19 protein-coding genes are annotated in these 24197 nt (G+C 43.4%); 14 read left to right on the forward strand and 5 right to left on the reverse strand.

Annotated elements, in window-relative coordinates:
- The first annotated feature begins 816 nt into the window (after nucleotides 1–816).
- The 6 genes from ACYTXL_RS13035 (at nucleotide 817) to dacB (ending at nucleotide 6993) form a co-directional block, all read left to right on the forward strand.
- The gene (locus tag ACYTXL_RS13035) at nucleotides 817–1026 is read left to right on the forward strand and encodes a hypothetical protein (RefSeq protein ID WP_461921322.1); all 210 of its coding nucleotides are present in this window, start codon (nucleotides 817–819) and stop codon (nucleotides 1024–1026) included.
- 84 nt (nucleotides 1027–1110) lie between these two features.
- Complete coding sequence (locus ACYTXL_RS13040) at nucleotides 1111–1704, forward strand: hypothetical protein (RefSeq protein ID WP_461921321.1); 594 nt, start codon at nucleotides 1111–1113, stop codon at nucleotides 1702–1704.
- A 177-nt stretch (nucleotides 1705–1881) separates the two neighbouring features.
- Nucleotides 1882–3144, forward strand: a complete 1263-nt coding sequence (locus ACYTXL_RS13045; RefSeq protein WP_461921320.1) for an MFS transporter — start codon at nucleotides 1882–1884, stop codon at nucleotides 3142–3144.
- Between the two features lie 132 nt (nucleotides 3145–3276).
- Nucleotides 3277–5166, forward strand: a complete 1890-nt coding sequence (ilvB, locus tag ACYTXL_RS13050; RefSeq protein WP_461921319.1) for a biosynthetic-type acetolactate synthase large subunit — start codon at nucleotides 3277–3279, stop codon at nucleotides 5164–5166.
- A gap of 48 nt (nucleotides 5167–5214) precedes the next feature.
- Nucleotides 5215–5454, forward strand: coding sequence for a hypothetical protein (locus tag ACYTXL_RS13055; RefSeq protein ID WP_461921318.1), 240 nt, complete (start codon nucleotides 5215–5217; stop codon nucleotides 5452–5454).
- 75 nt (nucleotides 5455–5529) lie between these two features.
- Complete coding sequence (dacB, locus tag ACYTXL_RS13060) at nucleotides 5530–6993, forward strand: D-alanyl-D-alanine carboxypeptidase/D-alanyl-D-alanine endopeptidase (protein ID WP_461921317.1); 1464 nt, start codon at nucleotides 5530–5532, stop codon at nucleotides 6991–6993.
- A 196-nt stretch (nucleotides 6994–7189) separates the two neighbouring features.
- Here dacB and ACYTXL_RS13065 read toward each other — a convergent pair whose 3' ends face one another.
- Nucleotides 7190–7693, reverse strand: coding sequence for a GNAT family N-acetyltransferase (locus tag ACYTXL_RS13065; RefSeq protein ID WP_461921316.1), 504 nt, complete (start codon nucleotides 7691–7693; stop codon nucleotides 7190–7192).
- A 185-nt stretch (nucleotides 7694–7878) separates the two neighbouring features.
- Here ACYTXL_RS13065 and ACYTXL_RS13070 point away from each other — a divergent pair, with 185 nt between their 5' ends.
- The 5 genes from ACYTXL_RS13070 to ACYTXL_RS13090 all read left to right on the forward strand — a co-directional run bounded on the left by ACYTXL_RS13070 (nucleotide 7879) and on the right by ACYTXL_RS13090 (nucleotide 14231).
- Nucleotides 7879–8307 carry a helix-turn-helix domain-containing protein gene (locus tag ACYTXL_RS13070; RefSeq protein ID WP_461925127.1) on the forward strand — a complete coding sequence of 143 codons (429 nt, stop codon included), beginning with the start codon at nucleotides 7879–7881 and terminating at the stop codon, nucleotides 8305–8307.
- A 92-nt stretch (nucleotides 8308–8399) separates the two neighbouring features.
- Nucleotides 8400–8879 (forward strand): PIN domain-containing protein, encoded by a 480-nt coding sequence (locus tag ACYTXL_RS13075; RefSeq protein ID WP_461921314.1) that lies wholly within the window; start codon nucleotides 8400–8402, stop codon nucleotides 8877–8879.
- 57 nt (nucleotides 8880–8936) lie between these two features.
- Nucleotides 8937–9983: a zinc-dependent dehydrogenase gene (locus tag ACYTXL_RS13080; RefSeq protein ID WP_461921313.1), complete on the forward strand. Its 1047-nt coding sequence runs from the start codon at nucleotides 8937–8939 to the stop codon at nucleotides 9981–9983.
- A gap of 115 nt (nucleotides 9984–10098) precedes the next feature.
- Entirely contained in the window at nucleotides 10099–11379 is a 1281-nt protein-coding gene (locus tag ACYTXL_RS13085; RefSeq protein WP_461921312.1) for an inorganic phosphate transporter, read from the forward strand.
- Between the two features lie 614 nt (nucleotides 11380–11993).
- Nucleotides 11994–14231 carry an EamA family transporter gene (locus ACYTXL_RS13090; protein WP_461921311.1) on the forward strand — a complete coding sequence of 746 codons (2238 nt, stop codon included), beginning with the start codon at nucleotides 11994–11996 and terminating at the stop codon, nucleotides 14229–14231.
- A gap of 1436 nt (nucleotides 14232–15667) precedes the next feature.
- On the opposite strand, the gene ACYTXL_RS13095 is transcribed toward ACYTXL_RS13090, so the two are convergent.
- The gene (locus ACYTXL_RS13095; protein ID WP_461921310.1) at nucleotides 15668–15847 is read right to left on the reverse strand and encodes a hypothetical protein; all 180 of its coding nucleotides are present in this window, start codon (nucleotides 15845–15847) and stop codon (nucleotides 15668–15670) included.
- Nucleotides 15848–16025: 178 nt separating this feature from the next.
- Here ACYTXL_RS13095 and hetR point away from each other — a divergent pair, with 178 nt between their 5' ends.
- Nucleotides 16026–16925, forward strand: a complete 900-nt coding sequence (gene hetR, locus ACYTXL_RS13100) for a heterocyst differentiation master regulator HetR (RefSeq protein WP_461921309.1) — start codon at nucleotides 16026–16028, stop codon at nucleotides 16923–16925.
- A 267-nt stretch (nucleotides 16926–17192) separates the two neighbouring features.
- Here the strand turns inward: hetR and ACYTXL_RS13105 are convergent, their stop codons facing one another.
- A complete protein-coding gene (locus ACYTXL_RS13105; protein ID WP_461921308.1) occupies nucleotides 17193–17870 on the reverse strand; it encodes a hypothetical protein in 678 nt (225 codons plus the stop codon).
- Nucleotides 17871–18348: 478 nt separating this feature from the next.
- Here ACYTXL_RS13105 and rpsD point away from each other — a divergent pair, with 478 nt between their 5' ends.
- A complete protein-coding gene (rpsD, locus tag ACYTXL_RS13110) occupies nucleotides 18349–18957 on the forward strand; it encodes a 30S ribosomal protein S4 (RefSeq protein ID WP_196515572.1) in 609 nt (202 codons plus the stop codon).
- A 118-nt stretch (nucleotides 18958–19075) separates the two neighbouring features.
- Here rpsD and moaA read toward each other — a convergent pair whose 3' ends face one another.
- Nucleotides 19076–20062: a GTP 3',8-cyclase MoaA gene (moaA, locus tag ACYTXL_RS13115; protein WP_461925128.1), complete on the reverse strand. Its 987-nt coding sequence runs from the start codon at nucleotides 20060–20062 to the stop codon at nucleotides 19076–19078.
- A 161-nt stretch (nucleotides 20063–20223) separates the two neighbouring features.
- Between moaA and ACYTXL_RS13120 the strand changes: the two genes are divergently transcribed.
- A complete protein-coding gene (locus ACYTXL_RS13120) occupies nucleotides 20224–21255 on the forward strand; it encodes a hypothetical protein (RefSeq protein ID WP_461925129.1) in 1032 nt (343 codons plus the stop codon).
- 80 nt (nucleotides 21256–21335) lie between these two features.
- On the opposite strand, the gene ACYTXL_RS13125 is transcribed toward ACYTXL_RS13120, so the two are convergent.
- Complete coding sequence (locus ACYTXL_RS13125) at nucleotides 21336–23783, reverse strand: two-partner secretion domain-containing protein (RefSeq protein WP_461925130.1); 2448 nt, start codon at nucleotides 23781–23783, stop codon at nucleotides 21336–21338.
- Nucleotides 23784–24197: the final 414 nt, after the last annotated feature.

Here is a 24197-nt window from a genome sequence, read left to right on the forward strand (position 1 = left end):
TTTCTCGATTTGCTCTATTGGCGGCGCTGGTACATGCTTTTGCTGCCGCAAATCTGGGTTTCCTGTTCGCGCTGGACGTTTTCTACTCATGATGTCTCACTAAGAACATCAATTCCGATGTTCTTAGTGAGACATCTTAATGCTGCCTTTTTGCTTAAGTTGACACCAATGAGCATTGCTGTGCCCCTACGATAAATCTATATGTGTCAGGGTTTGCGTGAAATGGTATAACGCCTCTGGAAAGACTGATCAATACAAGAGGTGAGGAAACTCTTTCAAGCAAATCAACTGGCGAAAAGAGGAAACCCAAAGAGTGATCTTTGGAATTCCCCACTGCATTCGGTACTCCGAATCAGTGGTGGGAGGATGTCAATCAGGATTAATAACATAGGACTTACGCAAAAGTACATACTGTAGGGACAATCCATGTAGCTTTAGCTTCCCGCAGGGTATTGCCCCTACGTGAAAATCATTCTTTTCGGCTATTGTTTGCGTAAGTCCTGTAACACATATTTCAAAGAAAATCTGCTCCTACGTTCTATTGACACGCACAAACAGCTAAAACGCCATAACGCCAACTTCGAGAGATTGGGGAATTTGCTCCCAAACTGATGATGGAGGAATGGCTTGTCTGCGATCGCATTTTGAATACTTAAGAAGATGAAAATTAAACTGACTAGAGCAATTTTACAGACTTGCTCCAACTCGATTTTAGCAATCTATACCCTCCACCTCTTGATTGATCATGGGGAGGGCAGATGCTGAGAGCGTCTCCAATCACTTTATAATTAGTTAAAGAACTGCATCTTAAGTAATATGAAACTACCTCAGATTATCGCCACAACAGTCGTAGCAATCGCCTTTGGATACGTCGGCTCTCAATATTTGAGTAGAAATATTATGTATATCATCGGCGGTGCAATGGCTGGAATGGGTGTAGTGGCGTATGTTACTCCGTCCAAATCTAAAGAAAAATTAGAACCGGAATTTCGAGAACAGTCAACATCTACAGAACTGAAAAAATAAGTTGTAAGCGCTCAAACTCATGCCGAAATCTTTCTAGTAAGTTAAATTATTACTGATTGTAAAAGCTGCTAATACGATAGACGGATGAGTATAATTATTTGCCCTGGAATTCATCAGCCAGATTTAAGTGAAAGTTTTAGAGTAGAATTGTTAGATTTAATTTCTCATAGCTCAGTCAGTCAAAAGCCAGCTAATATACTGGTTTATCCAGGTCAGGATTTTTTGGTTTTATCAGCATTTCACATTTTGCAATTTTTGCGCGTTAGCGTAGATCACCCCAGGTATCGCAAGTCCCTTCAGCTAAAATCACCAATTATATTCATTAGCTTTAGTGCTGGCGTGATCGGGGCAATAGGAGCAGCATATTTGTGGCAACTCTTGGGTGGTCATGTGAAAGCGTTTATTGCTATAGATGGATGGGGAGTACCACTAGAGGCTAATTTCCCGATTCATCGGATGAGTCATGATTATTTCACCCATTGGAGTTCTTGTTTGCTAGGTAGTGGGCAAGATAATTTTTATGCACAGCCAGCAGTTGATCATTTGTCAATGTGGAAATCCCCCCAAACTGTACAAGGCTGCTGGGTAGATTCGTCTATTGGTATTTTTCCACCCAAAGGTCATCTGACAGCATCTGAGTTTTTGCTTATGCTGTTAAAGCGCTATGAAGCAAATTAATCCGGACAATAGAGTTAGGAGTTAGGAGTTAGGAGTTAGGAGTTAGGAGTTAGGAGTTAGGAGTCAGCATTTATTCTCCCCAATGCCCAATACTTCTCTACGAGAGGCTGCGCCAACGACTTCGCTCAGTACAAGTGCCCAATGCCCAATGCCCCATCTACCCAAAGAAAGTATTTAATGTTTCCAACTGAACCTGATGCTGTTAATAAAGGGTTTGGCACACTGCTAAAAAACCGTGGTTTTATGCTCCTGTGGATTGGGCAAGTGTTGTCCCAGTTAGCAGATAAAGTCTTTTTCGTTTTGCTGATTGCTCTGTTGGAGAACTACCCACCGCTTCCGGGGTTGGCACAAAACTCCATGTACTCAACTTTGATGCTGTCCTTTACAATACCAGCAATTTTGTTCGGCTCTGCTGGTGGCATCTTTGTTGACCGCTTGCCAAAAAAGCTGATTATGGTCGGCTCAGATGTCGTGCGGGGAATATTAACGCTATGTCTTCCCTTGTTACCCCGACAGTTCCTGATTCTGTTAATCCTGACTTTTGCTATTTCCACGGTGACGCAGTTTTTTGCACCAGCCGAACAAGCAGCGATTCCTTTGTTGGTGAAGCGAGAGAATTTGTTAGCAGCGAATGCACTGTTTACCAGTACGATGATGGGAGCTTTAATTGTTGGCTTTGCGATCGGAGAGCCAATTTTGAGTTTGGCGAAAAGCTTGATGGGAGAAGAATACGGTCAAGAGCTTGTGGTAGGTGGATTATACATATTATCGGGTGCGATCATCCAACTGATTAAGTTTAAAGAACCCAAACGACCGAAGCAAAATCGGGCATCAAATAACCCTTGGGCTGAATTCACTGAGAGTCTGCGCTATCTCAAGAAAAACCCTTTGATTTTAAACGCCATGCTGCAACTGACAACTTTATATTGTGTGTTTGCAGCCTTAACAGTGCTGACAATTCGATTAGCCGCAGAGTTTGGTCTCAAAGAAAAACAGTTTGGCTTTTTCTTAGCAGCAGCAGGGGTGGGTATGGTATTTGGTGCAGCGATTTTAGGTAACTGGGGTGAGAAATTTCATCACAAGCCCCTACCTTTAATAGGATTTTTGATGATTGCACTAGTTTTAGGGGTATTCACTTTTACGCAGAACTTATTGCTGGCGCTAGGACTCTGTGCATTTTTGGGTATAGGTGCTGCCTTAATTGGTGTGCCCATGCAAACTTTGATTCAACAGCAAACACCACCTACCATGCACGGTAAAGTATTTGGCTTTCAAAATCATGCTGTTAACATCGCTCTAGCCTTACCCTTAGCGATTACTGGGCCATTAACTGATGCTCTGGGCTTGCGATTTGTACTTGTCGGAATGAGTATTGTTATCGTAGTTGTCGGGGTTTGGGCTTGGAAAAATACCCGCAAAGTCTTGCAAGACGTAATTTAATTAATGTAGGCTAATAGTCTAGGTTTATATTTAATATATAAAATTATCAGATTTTGATTGAACTTTTCAATTAAAATGAAATACTAACTACAGAATTCAGCATTTATTTTAGCTATAGTTTGAGGTTTGACCGTGCCATCGCTTTCTCAAATTAGTCTCCTACAAACCGAGAATCACAAACAGTCTCGTACTTCTAGCCCACCAGTCCTACCCAAACGTGCATCTGGCGGTTTTGCCCTGCTTGACAGCCTTCATCGCCACGGCGTTGATTATATTTTTGGTTATCCTGGTGGGGCAATTCTCCCAATTTACGACGACCTGTATAAGGTGCAAGCAACTGGTGCTATGAAGCACATTCTCGTCAGACACGAACAAGGCGCAGCCCACGCTGCTGATGGTTACGCCCGTGCAACTGGCAAGGTAGGAGTATGCTTTGGCACTTCTGGCCCAGGAGCAACTAACTTGGTGACAGGCATCGCCACAGCTTACATGGATTCGATCCCAATGGTTGTGGTTACAGGGCAAGTAGCACGTCCGTCCATTGGTACAGATGCCTTTCAGGAAACTGATATTTACGGGATTACCCTACCGATTGTGAAGCACTCCTATGTAGTGCGGGATGCCAAAGATATGGCGCGAATTGTCGCCGAAGCCTTTCACATCGCTAGCACTGGGCGTCCGGGGCCAGTTTTGATTGATGTCCCCAAAGATGTAGCTTTAGAAGAATTTGACTATGTGCCTGTGAAACCAGGTTCAGTGAAATTACGCGGTTATCGTCCTACGGTAAAGGGAAATCCCCGGCAGATTAATGCCGCGATTCAGTTGATTACTGAAAGTCGCCGTCCGCTATTATATGTCGGTGGTGGTGCGATCGCAGCTGGCGCCCATGAAGAAGTAAAAGAACTAGCTGAATTATTTAATATCCCTGTAACCACAACCTTAATGGGGATCGGTGCCTTTGACGAACATCATCCCCTAGCTTTGGGAATGTTGGGGATGCACGGCACTGCTTACGCTAACTTCGCTGTTAGTGATTGTGACTTGCTGATTTGCGTTGGCGCTAGATTTGACGATCGCGTTACAGGCAAGTTAGACGAATTCGCCTCCCGCGCCAAAGTAATTCACATCGACATCGATCCGGCAGAAGTTGGCAAAAACCGCGTTCCTGAAGTGCCCATTGTCGGCGATGTGCAGAACGTGTTAGTAGACTTGTTGCGTCGATGTAAAGAAACAGGGGTAAAGGCTACACCGAATCAAAACCAAGAGTGGTTAAATTTAGTTAACCGTTGGCGCGAAGAGTATCCTCTAATAGTGCCGCATCATCCTGACAGCATTTCACCCCAAGAAGTGATTGTAGAAGTCAGTCGCCAAGCACCGCAGGCTTTCTACACCACAGATGTCGGACAACATCAAATGTGGGCAGCACAATTCCTGAAGAATGGCCCAAGGCGCTGGATTTCTAGTGCTGGTTTGGGAACAATGGGTTTTGGCTTACCTGCGGCAATGGGCGCCAAAGTGGCGTTTCCTGATGAGGAAGTCATCTGTATTAGCGGTGATGCCAGTTTCCAAATGTGTTTGCAGGAACTTGGTACATTAGCACAGTATGGGATAAACGTCAAGACATTAATTATCAATAACGGCTGGCAAGGGATGGTGCGCCAGTGGCAGCAAGCCTTCTATGGTGAGCGTTACTCATGCTCAAACATGGAAGTAGGGATGCCAGACGTAGAGTTGTTAGCAAAAGCCTATGGGATTAAGGGGATGGTAATCAGCGATCGCAGGGAATTGAAAGATGCGATCGCTGAAATGCTGGCACATAACGGCCCGGTGATCGTGAATGTCCACGTCACCAGAGACGAAAACTGCTATCCAATGGTAATCCCTGGCAAGAGTAACGCTCAAATGGTCGGCTTGCAGAAGCAACCGCCGAAAGCCGCAGTAGAAGCAGTATATTGTAGCCACTGTAGTGCGAAAAATGCTCCTACCCACAACTTCTGCGCTGAGTGTGGGACGAAGTTGTAACGCTTTTTGATAATTCTGGGCAGTTTAACTATTTTTATACGCAGAGAAATGTATCCTCTGCGTATTTTTTATGAAAAAAGATTCATACCAATGTATTTTTCCGCCACCGCTATCTTAGTCGTAGGGATTGATGAGGAAGTACCGGAAGCAGAACAGGATTATATCTCTGAGCTTCAGGAAGCGTTGAAAATTTCAGACAAGCGAGCGCAAGAACTCATAGACGAAGTATTCGGGGCAGAAGAGGAAGAGGAGGAAGAAGAAAAAGCAAAAGCAAAAGCAAAGCGTTAATTTCCTCCTGTCGAACTGACGTTAAAAAAATGCTACACCAAGGTATTATCATCAAGTAGTTTTAAGAACTATGTGATGACTAGGAAAATTTCTCTTAGCTTGATGCTGCTGTTTCTGGGTACTCAAATTGGTGTTACCCAGCCAGCAGCTAAAGCACAAACCCCAGTTGTACCAACAACTACCACAAAATCAATTTGCTCTACCCAACTGGGAACAGCTATAGATGGTGTAATCAATCGTCCCTTATTCAGTCGGGGGCGCTGGGGAATTTTGGTGCAACCACTGTCAACCGGACAAACTCTTTACAGTCGGGATGCTCAGAAATATTTTACTCCCGCGTCTAACTTGAAGTTGCTGACAACAGCAGCCGCATTGCAGCAGTTGGGTGCTAATTTTCGGATTCGCACCTCAATTTATCAGAATGGCAAAGGTGTTTTACGTATTGTTGGTAGGGGAGATCCCAGCTTAAGTGATACTCAACTGCAAACATTAGCACAGCAGCTAAAACAGAAAGGTATCACTAAAATTCAGCAATTGATAGCTGATGATAGTTATATTCAAGGGAATATTGTCAACCCCACCTGGCAATGGGAAGATGTGCAGTCAGACTATGGCGCACCAATCAGCAGCTTTATTCTGAATCAAAATATTTTTAGCTTAAAACTTGTACCGCAGGCTGTAGGTAAATCTTTACAAGTGCTGTGGATTGATGCTGACGAGGCGAAACAGTGGCGGATAATTAATCAGTCAGTAACGGTTGCCCAAAATCAACCAATCTACGTCAACGTTACGCGTGAATTATCAGGAACAGCATTACGAATTCAAGGACAACTGACAACGAATTCGGAACCGTCTTTAATAGATTTGCCTGTAGTTGACCCTAATTATTACTTCTTACGGCGCTTCCGTACTGCTTTGGCAAGAGAAAAAATTACCTTGGGACAAACATTAGTAGAAAGTGGGGGTGTTAATCAACAGGAAATAGCATTTGTAGAGTCGCCACCTTTATCTGAATTATTAATGGAAACTCTTCAGAATAGTAATAATCTTTATGCTGAAGCACTGCTGAGAGCATTAGCTGTGAAAAAAACCAGAGGGAAAAATCAGACTAGCGCTGATGTCGGTTTGGAAGTTGTCAAAGCGAGTTTAACTAAATTGGGAGTTGATCCAGCAAATTATGTTTTAGTGGATGGTTCGGGTTTATCACGTCGTGACTTAGTGACACCAGAAGCTTTTGTACAAACTTTGCGAGGAATAGCAAGAACACCAACAGGATATGTGTATCGCGCATCTTTACCGGTGGCGGGTAAAAGTGGAACCTTGAAAGGGCGCTTTCAAAACACATCTGCTGAGGGGATTGTGCAAGCCAAAACAGGCACCTTAACAGGTGTAGTTTCTCTATCTGGATACATGAATGCGCCTAAATATGAGCCGTTAGTTTTTAGTATTATCGTGAATCAATCGGAACAACCTACAACAGTTGTGCGGCAGGCAATTGATGAAATTGTTGTCTTTTTAACACAATTACAGCGTTGTTAATATTATTGCCATCCAATTAAACAACAGGTTTACTAAACCTCATCTATGTTGAGAAGCGTAGTTTTTGCCCTCACCCTAAATCCCTCTCCCATATCTGGGAGAGGGACTTAGGGTGAGGGTTCCCCTTCTCCCAAATCTGCGAGAAGGGGTTGGGGGATGAGGGCAAATCCTTTTGATCACCGAAGAACTACAGGTTTCAAGATAGACGTGGTTTAATTCGGAGTCCCATGATTACTAAGTCTCGTTCAACACTATCAACTTCGGCAACTTTAGGTAAATGTCCCCAGTGTTGAAAACCAAATGTTTCAAAAAGTTTTAAACTGGGTTGATTGTGGGCAAAAATCAAGCAAACTAGGGTCTTTAAACCCAAAGTAGGACTTTCGCTAATTGCTTGTGCTAATAGTTGTCGTCCCAAACCACACCGATGAAAGCGAGGGGCTATGTAAATACTAATTTCGGCAGTCGTACTATAGGCAGGCCGCCCATAAAAGGATTGGAAACTAAGCCATCCAGCAATTATTCCCTCTACTTCGATTACCCAAATTGGGCGTTGTGAAGGCGATCGCTCCTTAAACCAAGAAAGGCGACTTTCCAAAGACACTGGTTCTAAATCAGCAGTTGCCATGCGGCTAGGAATTGCAGCATTATAAATTGTCACAATTGCAGGCAAGTCAGTTTCAGTCGCATGGCGAATAGTCATTGCTGGCGTCTTGGAGAAAATCTTGAGAAAATATTCAAAAATAATACAGCGTTACAGATAAATATGGGGTTCCCTTTCCCCTGTTTTTCATTTTATATCCTCTTTTCGTTTATTGCGTTTGTGTAATACAATGAAAACAAAATACCAAGCTAACCCTCTTTATGAATACCTTCCTATCTAACCAAATGCCTACTGATTCCAGTATTCTTACAGAAGCTGAAGCTGAGGCTATAAAGCAACTTGAACATATACTCAATCAGGAAAACAGTCAACTGAAATTAGCAGCAGCAAACGGCGAAGAAATGACTATTCCTGATTCTGTATGTTGTGTATTACGCCAAGTCGTGCAGGCAATGGCATCAGGGAAAAATGTATCTATAGTTACACATAATCCAGAGCTAACAACACAACAAGCGGCTGATTTGTTGAATGTGTCACGTCCCTATCTGATTAAATTATTAGAGCAGGGTGAGCTTCCTTACATTATGGTAGGAACTCATAGACGCGTGAAATTTGAGGATTTAAGAAAATATAAACAGCAAAGGGATACTAAACGTAGACAACTGCTAGATGAATTAATAGCCGAAAGCCAAGAGTTAGGATTTTATCAGTAGGGTGTTCTCATTATTTACTGAGTATTATGTATCATGCTGTACTAGATTCTTGTGTACTGTTCCCTATGTACTTACGAGATACCCTATTGTGTATGTCTGAGGCTAGTTTATATGTACCACATTGGTCGCAAGAAATACTTGATGGCGCAACTCGTAATCTAATAAATACAGGTAGACTCACAACTACCCAAGCGATGAGACTGGAAGGGAGAATTAAAGAAGCCTTTCCCACAGCACTAATCGTAGTTTCTGATAATATTGTTCAATTAATGACAAATCACCCTAACGATCGCCATGTTCTGGCTGCTGCTGTGGTAGGTAAGGCTAATATAATTGTCACCTCAAACCTGAAGCATTTTCAAGATCAGGATTTGGCACCTTGGCAAATCAAAGCCAAATCTCCAGATGAGTTTTTAACTGAATTATATAATCTGTATCCGCAACAAGTTATTGAGGTATTACAGCGACAGTCTCAAAGTCTCAAAAAGCCAGCCATGAGTTTTTTTGAGCTTATAGAATTACTCAGTAGAGAAGCACCAAGATTTACAAACAATATTAAATCCCAAACTTGATAGCTTAACGTTGACTGCTAATCTTACATCTATAACATCGAGCGGTGAAAAATCAACATGAAAGCACAAGTATTTAGAGGCGTTAATCAACTGTCTTACGAAGATATCCCAGTTCCAACCTTAGAACCAGATGAAGTGCTGATACAGGTACGGGTTGTGGGGTTGTGTCAGTCAGATATAAAAAAAATTCGTTATCCACTGTATGAACCGCCGCGCATTTTTGGACATGAAACTGCCGGCACGATCGCAGCCGTAGGCAATGATGTTAAAGGTTGGCAAGTTGGACAACGAGTAGCGGTGATGCACCACATCCCCTGTATGCGTTGCGCCTACTGCCTAAATGATAATTTCTCTATGTGCGATGTCTACAAAAACATCTCCACAACCGCAGGCTTTAACGCCAGTGGCGGCGGTTTTGCTGATTATGTTAAAGTACCGGGCCATATTGTGGAAAATGGTGGGTTAATTCCCATCCCCGATCGCATCAGTTTTGAAGAAGCGAGTTTTGTCGAACCAACTAACTGCTGCTTGAAAGCTGTGAAAAAAGCCCAAATTGCCCCAGGACAAACTGTCTTAGTTACTGGTGCTGGTCCCATTGGGTTAATGTTCATGATGTTGGTGAAGTATTTTGGAGCAAATGCGATCGCTACCGATTTACTACCCTCTAGAATTGAAAAAGCCTTGAGTGTCGGTGCAGAGGCGGCTTTTGATGCCCGTGATCCCGATTTAACCGCCAAAATCCATGCCTTAACTGGTGGACTGGGTGTTGATGTTACTCTGCTGGCTGTTCCTAGTGAGAAAGCTTTTTTTCAAGCACTTGATAGTACCCGTAAAGGTGGCAAAATCTTGTTTTTCGCCGAATTCCCTGATGAGGTGGAAATTCCGATTAACCCTAATATCCTCTACCGTCGGGAAATTGACTTGATCGGCAGTTATAGCTCATCTTATCGGCTTCAGAATCTATCAGCTGATATTGTATTTAATCAGAGGATAGACGTGAAAGCCTTGATTAGCGATCGCTATCCATTAAAAGATTTATCAGCAGCTGTGGAAGTTGCGATCGCACCCACACCGGATACTTATAAAATCTTAATTTATCCGTAAAAGGGGGATGAGGGAGATGAGGGAGTGTTAAAACTAGAAGTCTGAAGCTCAGAGGTTCAGCAACTAAGCTCCGAGGTTCATCCTCATCTTTCCCATGTTCCTTACCTGCCTATATATGCCGTATACTCTACTTTCTGTCGCCTTACTAGCTTTCTACGTCGCCTGGAATCTCGGAGCAAACGATGTTGCTAACGCGATGGGAACCTCTGTGGGTTCCAAAGCTGTCACCCTGAAACAGGCACTAATTATTGCTGGGGTATTAGAGTTTACGGGTGCTGTGTTGTTTGGACATGAGGTAACAGAAACCCTAGCGACGAAAATTGCTAATCCTGCCTTATTCGCAGCTACACCCCAAATATTTGTTGTTGGGATGGTAACGGTACTAATATCGTGTGGTGTGTGGTTACAAATTGCTACATCACGCGGTTTACCCGTCTCATCTTCTCATGCGGTTGTTGGTGCGATCGCTGGATTTAGTTGGGTAGCTTTAGGAGTAGATGCAATTGATTGGTCATCAATTAAATTAATTACCATTGGCTGGATTTTAACGCCGTTAATTAGTGGTGCGATCGCTGCTTTATTTTACAGTCAAATCAAGCACTGGATTTTGGATCAACCCAATCAATTAGTCCAGTTACAAGAGTGGATTCCCTGGTTGAGTACTTTGCTACTGGGAATATTTGGTGTAATCGTATTACCATCACTGACTGAACCGCTAACCAATTTTGTAATTGAGCAAGTTGGTTTTACAATCCCTGCTTACGACATTCCACTATTAACGGGTGCAGTAGCAGCAGTTGGACTCACAATCATTAGTTGGCAACAATTGGAAGACAAGGGGACAACAGGACAAACAGAAGAGTCTACCCAATGCCCAATACCCAATCCCGTAGAAAGATTATTCGCCCGATTCCAATTATTGAGTGCTTGCTTTGTAGCCTTTGCTCATGGTTCCAATGATGTGGGAAATGCGATCGCTCCTTTAGCTGCGATCGTCTACATCAATCGCACTGGTAGCGTACCTACAGATGGTATCACTATCCCCATTTGGATTTTAATCCTTGGTGGTGCTGGTATTGTTGGTGGTTTAGCTGTCTGGGGAAAAAAAGTCATCGCCACTATTGGCGAAAACATTATTGCCTTGCAACCTAGTAGTGGATTTTGTGCCGAACTTGCCACTGCTACCACCATCCTCATTGCCTCCCGGCTAGGTTTACCAGTCTCCACCTCTCACGCCCTCGTCGGTGGTGTAGTAGGTATTGGACTGGTGCAAAACATCAACTCGATTAAGTTCCAAACACTAAAAGGTATTGCCGCCGCATGGCTAATTACAATCCCCGTGAGTGCTATCCTTAGCGCTACCCTCTTTAGCATCGCGCGGATTTTATTCTTCTAAGAATTGATTAATATTTCCTAACTTTTTCCTCTATTGCATCTACTCAAAGTAGAACCTAGACTGCAACAACGCCAAAAAAGTGTGTTTTTGCAGAATTGCTGTTCATTCATTAGAATGTGTGCAGGGGATAGCGTAACTTTGAATTTCCACAGAAAGATACTTTAATCTCCATTTATAAATGTAAACTGTCACACAAGTTACATTCCACACAAATTTACAGTTAGTTTCGCAAGTCAGACAATTTTATGGCGATGTTTGGGGAAAAGTCGCTTTGCGTCAACGCGCAAGTGCTTGCTAACTACTATTGGTAGCAAAACAATAAATATTTATTTTAAGTGAGATTTTTTTAAAAGTAAAAATCTGATTGGCGAATATATTTATGAAAATTAAAACTGACCAAATACTTGTCAATGCTGAAGATAAGACCGTGTAGTAAGCAGTGGAGCAAATTTGATCCTTTGCTAACCTGTGTCCAGTATGACAGAATTACGTTGAAATGCCCAAGTGCTGTTAAAACTTTTAATTTATCTGACAAAATACAGGAAATTACTATGAGTGCCAAGCAAGTGTACGGGAAGCAGCTTTATCGTCAAGGTGTTAGAGGTTAGAAGCTAATGGGGCGATTCGAGAAGCAACCAGAAAACCCAAGAGTCAGAGGCGAGCTACCTAGAGCAGCAGAAAATGCTCTTTGGGCTGTAGTTGAAGACTTAGAAAATCTTCAGCAGAATGTCCTTAGAGCTTTGCAGGAAGACGTAAAGCGGCTTCAGTCCGAAAAAAATCGGTTATCTGATGAAATTCAAAGCTTGGTAGAGGAAAAAGAGCATTTACAACAAGTGCGCCAAATCACTGAGCAGCAAGTGTTAATTCGTCAACTGGCAGAAGTTCTGGCAAAACATATATCTTCACAACTGCAATCCTCTCTGGCAACTTTAGCTAACCAAATCATTGAGGGCAAATCTTATGAACAAACTGCCCTGAAGTCCGCCCAAGTGAGCAGCAATGTTGTAGTAGGTGAAATCAATGAAAAAGTCGAACACATGTTTGACAGCCTGGATGACACCGTTACTGTTACTTTTAACTCGCTGCAACAAGAACTGAAGAACTATCAAAGTAATCTTTCCCAACAGTTGTCACGGATGTACAGCCAGCAGCAACAAGGGGAAACGATTTTAGCGGAGTTTGTTAATCGCCTGCATGGAGAACTAGAAAAAACTATAGAAGAAACTTCACGCAAACCAGCAACAGCAGGTAAACCTACTGTTTTGCAGTTTACGGAGCCAGAGAAAAACAGTTTTTTTGAGACATCCCCGCCACAGTCTGGCGAAGTAGTCAGAAATTCCCCTAAGCCAATTTCCCCGATCCCCAATAAATTTTCAGAAGGGGAAAGGACATCACAGCCGCCGATTATCAGAGAAAACGGCGCGAATCCAATTTCTGTCCCCACCAAAGACTTATCGCAAAGGGAAAGGACATCACAGCCGCCGATTATCAGAGAAAACGGCGCGAATCCAATTTCTGTCCCCACCAAAGACTTGTCCCAAAGGGAAACGACATCACACGCGCAGGCGGTTATAGTTCCGCCACCAAAGGAAAACGCTGTTGAACCAATTTCTGTCCGCAATCAAGACTTGCCGGAAAACGAAAGGACATCAGAGCCTCCGACTGTATCTGTGCCATCTTCACGAAGGAGAAACGCTGCTGAACCAATTTCTGTCCTCCGCAGAAACGGATCACAGAGCAAAGCTAAATCTTCATCGACTACTGCGCTAGAGCCGCAACCGGAAGCAAAGCCCCCAGAATCACGATCGCCTAATTCATCCGGCTTATCTACACTCCAAATCGGTTTCTTGTTGATTGTCTTATCGGTAGTGGTATCGTCGCTTTATAACGTTGCCATCAAAATAGTTTTTCACCAAGGTTCCCAGATTTTTGGAGTATTAGAGGTAGAGCGCTTGCTGCCACCGACTTTGGGCAATACTCTATTAATTTTGACGCTCCGATTTATGGTAGTAGTACCACTGATGCTGCTGTTGTCTCCAATACTGCATCCCCGATTGTGGCAAGACTTGGAAAACTTGGCTAATTCAGTTCGAGGAAATCCCACACCAGTTAATGCAGCTACCAAGCAGATTTTGCTGTTGTCGATTGTCAGTGGGGGCTTTTTGTTTTTGTCTCAGGTGCTAATCTACATTGCGATCGCTCAAGTCACAACTGGAATGGCGATCGCACTGTTCTTCGTCTATCCGATGGTTACTGGTTTATTGTCGTGGTTTCTGTTCCGCGATCGCCCTACCATATTTCGCATCAGTGCGATCGCCGCGATTTGCTGCGGTGAATTGTTAGTTTTAAGCGGTTCTCCCAGCACAGGTATGGGTAATATTTCAATGGGAAATAGCGCCGCCATTCTTTCCGGGGTAGCTTTTGCTGCCTACATAATTCTGACGCGGGTTTGTGCTAGCAAACTGCATCCGGTGACTTTTACTTTAATTAACTTCGCTACGATGTTGTTGTTGAGCTTTATCTGCTTAATGCTACCTTTACCAACCAGTTGGAACTTGATAGTTGATCCCTCTAAGATGCTGGAACTGGTTTTAAGCGCATTTATTTTGGGTGTGCTGACTCTTGCCGGATATTTGCTGAATAATGTTGGTATTACTAAACTAGGGGCTTCACGATCGGCGCTCATCGGTGGGACTATTCCAGTTTTAACCGTAATTTTCGCTGGCTTAATCATTCAAGAAAATTTGGATATTGTGCAAATTCTGGGAGTATTGTTAGTAACCTTTGGCGCGGCTGCTTTCAGCTTTGAAACAATGCGAAATCAGGTTAAACCCTCTAATCCCACGAATTAAATGGCGAGTTCAATTAGTTTAGCTGTGATGGGAGCTACTTTACCCCCCATCACTCTGGGCATGAATCCTGACGCCCACTTGTAACTTCTCCAAACTAATGCGATCGCAGGTATTCCATATATTTAGATACTAAATTTCTATATCTATAGCAGTTCTGGTTTAGATGCAACACATAGTAGGGGCACACCATTGCTGTGCCCCTACTTGACTTGTAATATATTTTTCGGAATTTAGCCTGATACAGATAGGGAAAACACGTATATATAAGCAGTATGAGTAGTACTGACTCAAGCAACTGAGGACGAGTACTAGCTCACAGAGTAAATTGGCAAGGAGTTAAGACCATTGCAGTACATTTTGCAACTAAGAGATGAAGAAGTAGCACAAATGTTTAGAGTAACCCGTTTTTTCAGCGTGGGAGACTATTCTAGCTACATGAATATATGGAGCGATCGCCTATGAAACAGCTACTATCTTTATTCTACTAAAACCCCTGCGAGTAACGCAAGATTCAAAATTCCTTATTTCTGTGCTTTTGTGTTTCGTGAGATGGTATGTTTATTTCTGCCGGTCTGTAGTCAACTTGGACTGCGATCGCCCAGATGCCCAGAGAAAGAAGCTTACATCGTAGCCTGCTGCGGATGCTCCTTCTTTTATAGCAATAAACTATCTACGCAATTTAAGTCCCTCAAATATCTAAAACAGGGAGGTAAAAACATACTTGAAAGGAGCCAATGAATTAGTTGAATGATGAAAATTTAAAGTTCTTTCATTAAAAAAACATAAAGTCATCGTGAAAAAATCTCTAAATAATCATCAGATGGAATCCAATATGTTTTATCATATCTATGGCTAGTAACTAATCTTCAGGTTATTAGCACGAGGAATAAAGGCTTATAGGTATGGGATTCTGTCGGAATTAATCGCAGGTTTCTCTGTCCAATCATCAACAGAAAACGATAAATTAGACTTAGATTTAGGAGTAGACATGAAAATATCATCAAACCTTGATTTAACCAGAATGGGAAGTATTTTAATAAGCATGATTGATCAAGTTTATAGTACATAAGTTTATTCCAAATCCCCAAAACAATGATATGATAAATAACGATATTTGAAAAAAGAACAGGTATTTTGAAATTGGAATTAATTGCTCTACTTGATGTCTACTATCTTGCCTCAACCCAACGGCTGATACTGCCAAGACATCACTGGAGGTTGTGAACGGGATGAGAGTTCACAACCAGCCGTGTGGCTCAACCTCTGAATGTGGCTACACCTAGCGATTTCTTTTGAGACCACTTCCAATTATTTCTAGTCATCTGTGTGCTACAAATAATTTGCCAAAGCTGAAAAAACCCATCTTTTTCGAGTAACAGATATCCCAGATGAACCGCGCAAACTAGTTTTTACTCCCAGTCGGCATAGTGCCATAATTAGGTGTAAGCAGCTTGACGTTGTTGCTCTTGAAAGATCAGAAAAACCCCAGAAAACTGAAAGGCTTTGTAGATTACTTGCACCACACTTGATCTGGGGATGTAAACCGTCCTCAAGTTGGACTTGGTAATGTCTGTAATTTTCCGGTCAAATGCAGAGACAGTTTTAGTAATAACCACCGAATCTGCTTGTGTACCAGAGAATATGTGACAATGGTAGTTTGGGCTACCACAGATTTGATAGTTATCGCATACTAATATAGTCTGAACGTGAAGACATTGCCTTGGCCCAGGTGTATACTACCCTATTATCACTCGATTAAAAACTGTGTAAACGTGCTATTCAATTGTCTGTCATATGAGTAACGACATAGATCTGATCAAACGTCTTGACCCCAGTGCGATGGATCAGATCATGCTTTATCTGGCTTTTAGTGCCATGCGGACGAGTGGGCACAGGCATGGGGCATTTTTAGACGCAGCCGCAACAGCAGCAAAATGTGCAATTTACATGACCTATCTGGAGCAGGGACAAAACCTGCGGATGACAGGGCATTTGCACCACCTGGAACCGAAACGCGTAAAAATTATTGTAGAAGAAGTCAGACAGGCGCTAACAGAAGGCAAACTGTTAAAGATGTTGGGTTCTCAAGAACCGCGTTATCTGATTCAATTGCCTTATGTTTGGCTAGAAAAGTATCCTTGGCAACCGGGGCGATCGCGCGTTCCTGGTAGCAGTCTGACAAGTGAAGAAAAAAGACAAATTGAGCAGAAACTGCCAAGTAATCTACCTGATGCCCAGTTAGTTAGCTCTTTTGAGTTTCTGGATTTGATTGAGTTTTTGCACAAGCGATCGCAAGAAGAATTGCCACCCGAACACCAAATGCCATTGAGTGAAGCCTTGGGTGAGCATATCAAGCGCCGTCTACTCTATTCAGGCACGGTAACACGCATTGATTCTCCTTGGGGAATGCCCTTCTACGCACTTACCCGTCCTTTTTATGCCCCAGCAGACGATCAAGAACGTACTTACATCATGGTGGAAGATACCGCGCGGTATTTCCGCATGATGAAAAATTGGGCAGAACGGCGACGAAATGCCATGCGCTTGCTGGAAGAACTTGATATCCTCCCAGAAAAAATGGAGCAAGCTATGGAAGAATTGGATGAAGTTATCCGTGCCTGGGCAGATAAATATCACCAAGACGGTGGTATTGCAGTAGTATTGCAGACAGCTTTTGGCGAAAGAGAAGACTAGCGCCATTAGGCTGAATTCAAAATTAAAAAAGCTGATAAAGTAAGCTTTTTACTGATTTTGTCCTTTGCTTAAGAGTAAGGGCGTGGTTCGTCTATTGACAATTACCGAAAATTGGCGAGAATCCCATCCCAAGATTCTTGGGTGGGAGGAATAGCCGCCCGCCTTTCCATTGTCATTAGTCATTGGTACTAATGACTCGAAATAGTAAACTCAGCGACTTTCGTGAGGAACTCGCTGAGTTTACTATGAGTTAAAAAGCACTGAAATTTAATTAGTGCCCGGTGGTTGCGTTGGAATAATCGGTTGCAGTGGAACAACCGGTTGTGCGGGAGCAGGCGGCTGCGGCGTTTGAATTGGGGTAATCTCTAGACTTGGACTTGATCCGGTAGGAATTATACTCGGCGGTGTAGACGAAGATGAAGCACCGATAACGCTATCACTAGCATTGATACAAGTTTCCAATATCTGGGTAGGGGGAAGATCGATTTTACTACTATGGAAGCCAACCACACACTGACCAAAGCGCACGGGCAACAAACTACGGCCACAGTAATCTAAAGCTGCGGGATTAACTGCTTCCTGAGTACTAGAGCTGACACCGACTACGCAGGTAGCTAACTCCTCAGGACGACGGGCTTTTCCACAAGAATAAAGCGCATCTGTCGCGGCAATTTGGGTTTGCTTCTCAATTTTAACCACGCAAGCGGCCAAATCCCTTGGACGCAGTGCCTTTGCACAACCTTGTGATGCCGCTTGTGCCGTTACACCCACGCTCAAAAGGCGACCCGCACAAACACTATAATCATTGCTGTAAGAGGCAGCAACAGCCACATTAGGCAAGATCGTTGTTAACCATCCAGCTATAGCCAAAACTGGTACTATTAGAATCCTGGATGTGGAACTGCCTTGTTCGTTCTTACCTTTCCTAACCACTTTTTTCCTCATTGATATTGCCATTCTCCAAACACCCAACGTTATGCTAACTCAAATATTATTTTAAAAAAATTATTTTCAAATCCTCTGCAATCAAAGAATTTTGGCGGGAATAAAGTATATACATAATTAATTATGTGGAAAATTGTGCTAATATAACTGTTTGAATGATAAGTAGGCAACGTAAAAAGTATTTCCGAGTAAGAATACTACGTAAACCAATCTGATGATTGAGTAGCCTACGAAACTAAATAAACACAAAAAACTTATTGGCAGGAGTACGGCGGGACACGTCGGAATTCAGGCTTGGAAGCCAGTGCGTCGGTACCGACTTAAAGCAACTAGCGCAATTGATGCCTCTACATTGGTATGATACGTCATACCAAGGCAAGCAGCCTCAAAAAACCAAGAATTCCCTGATTTCTGATCAGGGGAATGTCAAAATGGAATGTTTGGGTAAAGTTTAAACAGGATTAGATTAAGGAAACTCATGTCCCGATATAGAGGGCCACGCCTCAGAATTGTCCGTCGCTTGGGCGACTTACCAGGATTGACTCGTAAAAGCGCCAGACGCGCTTACCCACCTGGTATGCATGGTCAGAACCGCAAGAAGCGCTCTGAGTATGCTATCCGTCTAGAGGAAAAGCAAAAACTCCGCTTCAACTACGGTTTGACTGAAAAGCAATTGCTGCGCTATGTGCGAAAAGCCAGACGTGTTACTGGTTCTACCGGACAAGTACTGCTGCAATTGCTAGAAATGCGCTTGGATAATACCGTTTTCCGCTTGGGTATTGCCCCGACTATTCCAGCAGCGCGTCAACTGGTAAATCACAGTCACATCACTGTTAACGGTCGTGTGGTCAATATTGCCAGCTACCAATGCCGTCCTGGTGAAGTAATTGCGGTCAGGGATCGGGTACAATCACGCAAAATGGTGGAAACCAACTTACAATATCCCGGTTTGGCTAACCTCCCCAGTCATTTGGAGTTTGACAAAACTAAGTTGGTTGGTAAAGTTAACAGCGTTATTGAGCGCGAATGGGTGGCATTACAAGTTAATGAACTACTTGTGGTGGAATACTACTCACGACAAGCGTAATAGTTATTTGTCCCCGTTCGCGCAGCGTCTCCCTGAGGAGAAGTTCTGAGCGGAGGAAGCCTCCGCTCAGACTTCTCTCCTAGTCATTTGCAAAGGACAAATGACAAATGACCAATGACTAACCACCAATTTGCGACATGGTGCGGGTATATCTACCTAAAATGCCAGAATCGCGCCCTTTAAAGTTAATTTCTGGCTTGATTCCGAGTAAATGCCTGACTTGCTCTTGTAATTGAGTGGTGCTGACACCAGAACGCAGAGCAGTTTTTAAATCTATTTGACCAGTTTCATTCAATAAACAGGGACGCAGCCAGCCATCCGCACTCAGGCGCATCCGATTACAACGATCGCAAAAACATTCCGACATCTGACTAATAAATCCTATTGTCCCCTTCGCGCCGGGAATTTGAAAGACATCAGCAGGACCAGCACCACGAACTTGAGATTCTATCAAGCCCCAGCGATCGCAAATTTGTTGTCGTAACTCCGCTGAAGATACCCAACCGCGATCGCCAAACAAATGCACATTACCAATAGGCATAAATTCAATAAATCGAACGTGCCACTGTTTGTCAATTGTCAGGGCAGCTAAATCTAGAACTTCCTGATCGTTAACGCCAGGAATCACTACCACATTTAGCTTCAGTGGGTCGAATCCGACATGATGGGCAGCTTGAATCCCTTGCCAAACTTGTTGCCAACGAGAACGCCCCTGATTACCGATAATTTGGTCAAAAGTATCGGTATCAAGAGAGTCCAGACTAATATTAATTCGTCGCAGACCAGCATTGTAGAGGTTTTGTGCCATCGGAGCTAGCAAAAAACCGTTGGTGGTCATTGAGATATCTTGAGTTTGGGGAAGAGCTGCGATCGCGCCGACCAACTCCACCACACGCGGACGTAATAAGGGTTCACCCCCCGTTAAACGAAACCGATTAAAGCCTACGGGAATAAATACCTCTTGAATTAGGGTGAGTAGTTCTTCATCAGTCAACATTTGTTGCTTGAGAATATAGTCCAGTTCTACTCCCTCTGGCATACAGTATTGACAACGAAAATTGCAGCGATCGATTAAGCTAATACGGAGGTAGTCTACCTGGTTCATCGTTTTATTTTTATTGTCTTCGAGCAATTAAAGACTTTGCTGAGGTAGTTTACCCCTTTCTACCATTTTGCTGTAATTCAAGATACCGCACCACCTCTTAGGTTAGAATCTACAGATTGTGGCATAATAAGCCGATCGCATCCACTAGTTAGTCATCAATCGTGCAAGATACCGACTCCATCAACGACCTTGCTGCTGCTTTACTACAGCCAGAAGATATCAGCTTTGAACTGCCCGATCCAGAAGATGAACAGATTTTAGAGTCAGATTTTCAACAGCAGCTAGAAATAGCTTGGCAGGTATGCGATCGCTTTGATTTGCAAACTGAAATCTGGCGGGGGCGAATCTTACGGGCGATCCGCGACAGAGAGAAAATTGGTGGTGACGGACGCGGTACTGGCTTTCTGCGATGGCTAAAAGAGCGGGAAATCAGCAAAAGTCAAGCTTATTCCTGGATTCAACTGGCCAATAGTGCCGATACTCTCATCGAAGACGGTAAACTTGACCCCGGAGCTGTGAACAACTTCAGCAAACGGGCATTTATCGAAACCTCCAAAGCATCCCCCGAAGTGCAACAGATGGTGAGTGAAGCTGCCCAAAAAGGCGATCGCATCACCAGGCGCGAAGTGCGTCAACTCAGCGATGAATGGACAGCCATGTCCTCAGATTTATTACCCGAAGCAGTTAAGGAAAAAGCCGCAGATAACACCCTTCCTCCACGCTACATCGCCCCACTGGTGAAGGAAATGGAAAAACTGCCAGAATCGCACCAAAAGTTTATCCAAAAGGAAATTGCTGCTAACCCCGATGTAGATACCCTCAAACAGGTAACTACCGAAGCGCGTAACTTGGCCAAATATCTCAAAGGTGCGGCGCAAGTTCAGGCGCTGACGCAAGAAGATGTTGATATTGAAACAGCCTTAGAAGAAGCGCAAAGAGTCGGCTGTTTGAGCATAGCTGCTGACTTAGTAAATCAAGCATCGCAGATGGAACAAACGATCGCTAAACTTTACATGACTTGGAAACGGATCAGTAATTTAGCAGATCGATTATATGTAGATACTGGCGCAAGTACACCCAATTTGCGATCGCTCCTCACTTGCTTGGAGCCTCTGGGTGGTGAAATCATGGAATTGCAACTTAGTGGTGCGACTGAACATACTATTCGTTTGCAAATTCAGGAAACGAGTTAGGGAATGGGGAATGCGGAGACTGAGGTTTTAGGGATGGTAGTTTTAACACCAGCCCTGTTAAAATTACAATGTCTCAAATTCTAATTAGCAGCGCAAGATGTAGCGACAAGTGAGGAGTTATGAGGCGACCCAGTGGGTACTTGAGCAACCAAAACCACGTTCCCATTCGCATCTATAACCCACCCTTGGGCTTCCACAATTTGAGTAGGTTCATTGACAAAATTAACTTTTTGTGATTCTTCTTCTGTGTTTCGCTGCTTGCGAACAACCAGTCTTTTCTGAATACCGCTAGCACGATTCTTACTCTCTGGCTCCAGTGTAATCCAATCTGCTAGCACCGCATCATCAGCTATCAATGGCTCCGTGGGATCGGGTGCTAGTCCTCCACGCCCAGTCGCAATAAATGAACTCTTGGCTATTTTTCCACCAGTATTACAACCAGCAACAATTTGCTGCGAAGCATCAACCAGATTTACGGGTAATTGTACTAATCCTTTGCTGGGGTCAACATCTGGTGAGTTGATTTGTACAGTACCACTTAATGAAGGGTTTTTCTGAGAAAATGCGGTGATGTCACTTGTTGGCAGGTTATTCGGGTTGATTTCCTTTGAATTAAGCCTCTCTACCTCTGCACGAGTGCGGGGCACAAACCCAAAGATGTTTTTAGCAGTGATTGCAATTTTACCACCAGAGCCAGAGAAGGCATTGGCAGTGATATCGCTATTTTCCAAAGGAGCAGCGACGATGAAGCCATTAGGTGCTTTGATGGTGATATTACCGCCATCTCCACTAAGCCCTGTCGTACCTGCGTTAGTGGTTATTTTACTTTCGCGGCGCATCAGTAATAATTCTGCCACCTGTAGCGTAATATTCCCGCCTCCACCTGAGTCGGTTTCAGCTGTGAGTTTTCCTTTGTTGTCCAAAAGTATGGAGTCAGCGGTTATATTTAAATCGCCTGCTTTCCCTAAGTTATTTGGATCTCCGATATAGATTACATTTTTTTGAGCTTGGCTGCTCACAGATATTGCAGCCCCATCCTTGATAATCAATTGCCCTGTCGTTAGGGTCAAGTTACCGCCATCTCCAGGCCCTTGAGTTCCAGAAAACAAGCCACTGACCTTAGAACCATTTGGTGAGGTTCCAATTAATTCTACAGACTCAGAGGCGTTCACGGTCAAATTTCCTGCATTTCCTGTAGCTGGTATAAGTTGGTTAGGAATATAGCTATATATACTTTCAGAGGTTGTTGATATACTTGCCCCTCCTTGGATACGCAACTTTCCAGTATTAATTGTGATGCTGCCAGCGTTTTTATCGCCATAAGTTGCACTAAATAATCCACTGGATATTAAATCACTACCATCTGGTAAGACAGGAATGGAGGTGCCGCCGATTAGTTCCACGGAATCTGAGGCGTTTATGGTCAATTGCCCCTGCAATTGTGCTCCATCTCTGACGACCAATTTTTTAGTAGTGACATTTATGTTTCCAAAGTTTCCAGTGGAGAAACTCTGAGTAAACAGTTGTGCATTTTGCTCAACTACTACAGAGTCTGAGGCGTTCACTGTCAAATTCCCCCCTGATTGCTCTTCCAAGGGATAAACTAAAATTACGTAACTGCCAGCTATCCGCACAACCTTGCCTTGCATCTGGACATTGCTGTAACCCTCTCCATGAGTATCGATGGTAGATGAAATTTGGTTCGATTTGATTAATTCGATGTTCTGGAAATTTTGAACACCTTCATATCCAAATGCCCAACCTTGGTTCGTGGGACTTAAACTGACCAAACTATTAGCAGCGATGCTTCCTAACTCAACGCTTCCGTCCTCTGCTGTGACATTTCCCCCATCTAGCGTGATATCACCGCCTATAAGTGCCAAGGTTTTGCCTTGCTGCACCTGTAGACCAACGCCATCTCCAAAGATATTAACTGCGCCATCTGGTTCTGCTTGGGATTGATTGCGGATGGGAGCCGCAGTTGTTCCAAATTGTAAACCAATGGGAACACTTACTGTCAGCAGGGGTGTAGTTTGAGGAGATGTAGCACTAAACTTTGTACCATCAGCAAAGTTCAAGCTACTCGCCGTACTAGCCACAAATGAACCGCCGATATTTAAAGAAGCATTTGGCCCAAAAACAATGCCGTTAGGATTAATCAGAAATAGGTTGGCTGTGCTGTTAGCTTTCAGAATGCCATCTATATTAGAAATAGAATTGCCTGTCACCCGACTGATAATATTTTGAATATCTATTGGATTGTTAAAGTAGGCTGTCCTTCCCGCAGATACAGAAAACTCTTCAAAGCTGTGGAACAAATTTGTACCACGAACTGCCCCGCCATCAATCTGGTCTGTAGGCTGACCATCAATTAGCTTTGGTGTAATGATTGAACTTTCAGATCCAAGTGTGCGATCATTTTGTATTTGGGCTAAGGCAAAACTCTCAAAGAAAGTCAGCACTCCAGCAATTGCTAAAGTACTCACTATCCCTAACTCCCAGTACCAAATGCTTCGGTATCGAGGCATGACAAACTTACACCCAAAATATAAAAGTATATTGAAATACTGCTCCTTGCTAATTAGGTATAGGGATACTTGAGATTCTCTCTGCAACCTAACTAGTAAATGCAAAGTTCAGCATTTTTATACTCACTAGAATAAACTTTTTAGGGATCATTTATAAAGTAAAAATAAAATTCCTGTAAGGGAACCAGTTGTGCAGGTTTCCGACGCAACACAGAGTCACGTTTCTCTACTAGACGCTATGCCAACGCTATCGAGCCTTGGAAACCTCCGCTCATCCTGCCTCCCTACTTAAGATTTAGTTTAGGGACTTCCAACAAATAAATTACTACTACTTGTAGGGTGGGCCGGAAAGCCCGCCTCTGGCTAAGGGCAGGCGAGACGTTACGTATACAACTTGCATTATCAGGGCGGGCA

Source organism: Nostoc sp., from assembly GCF_054880495.1.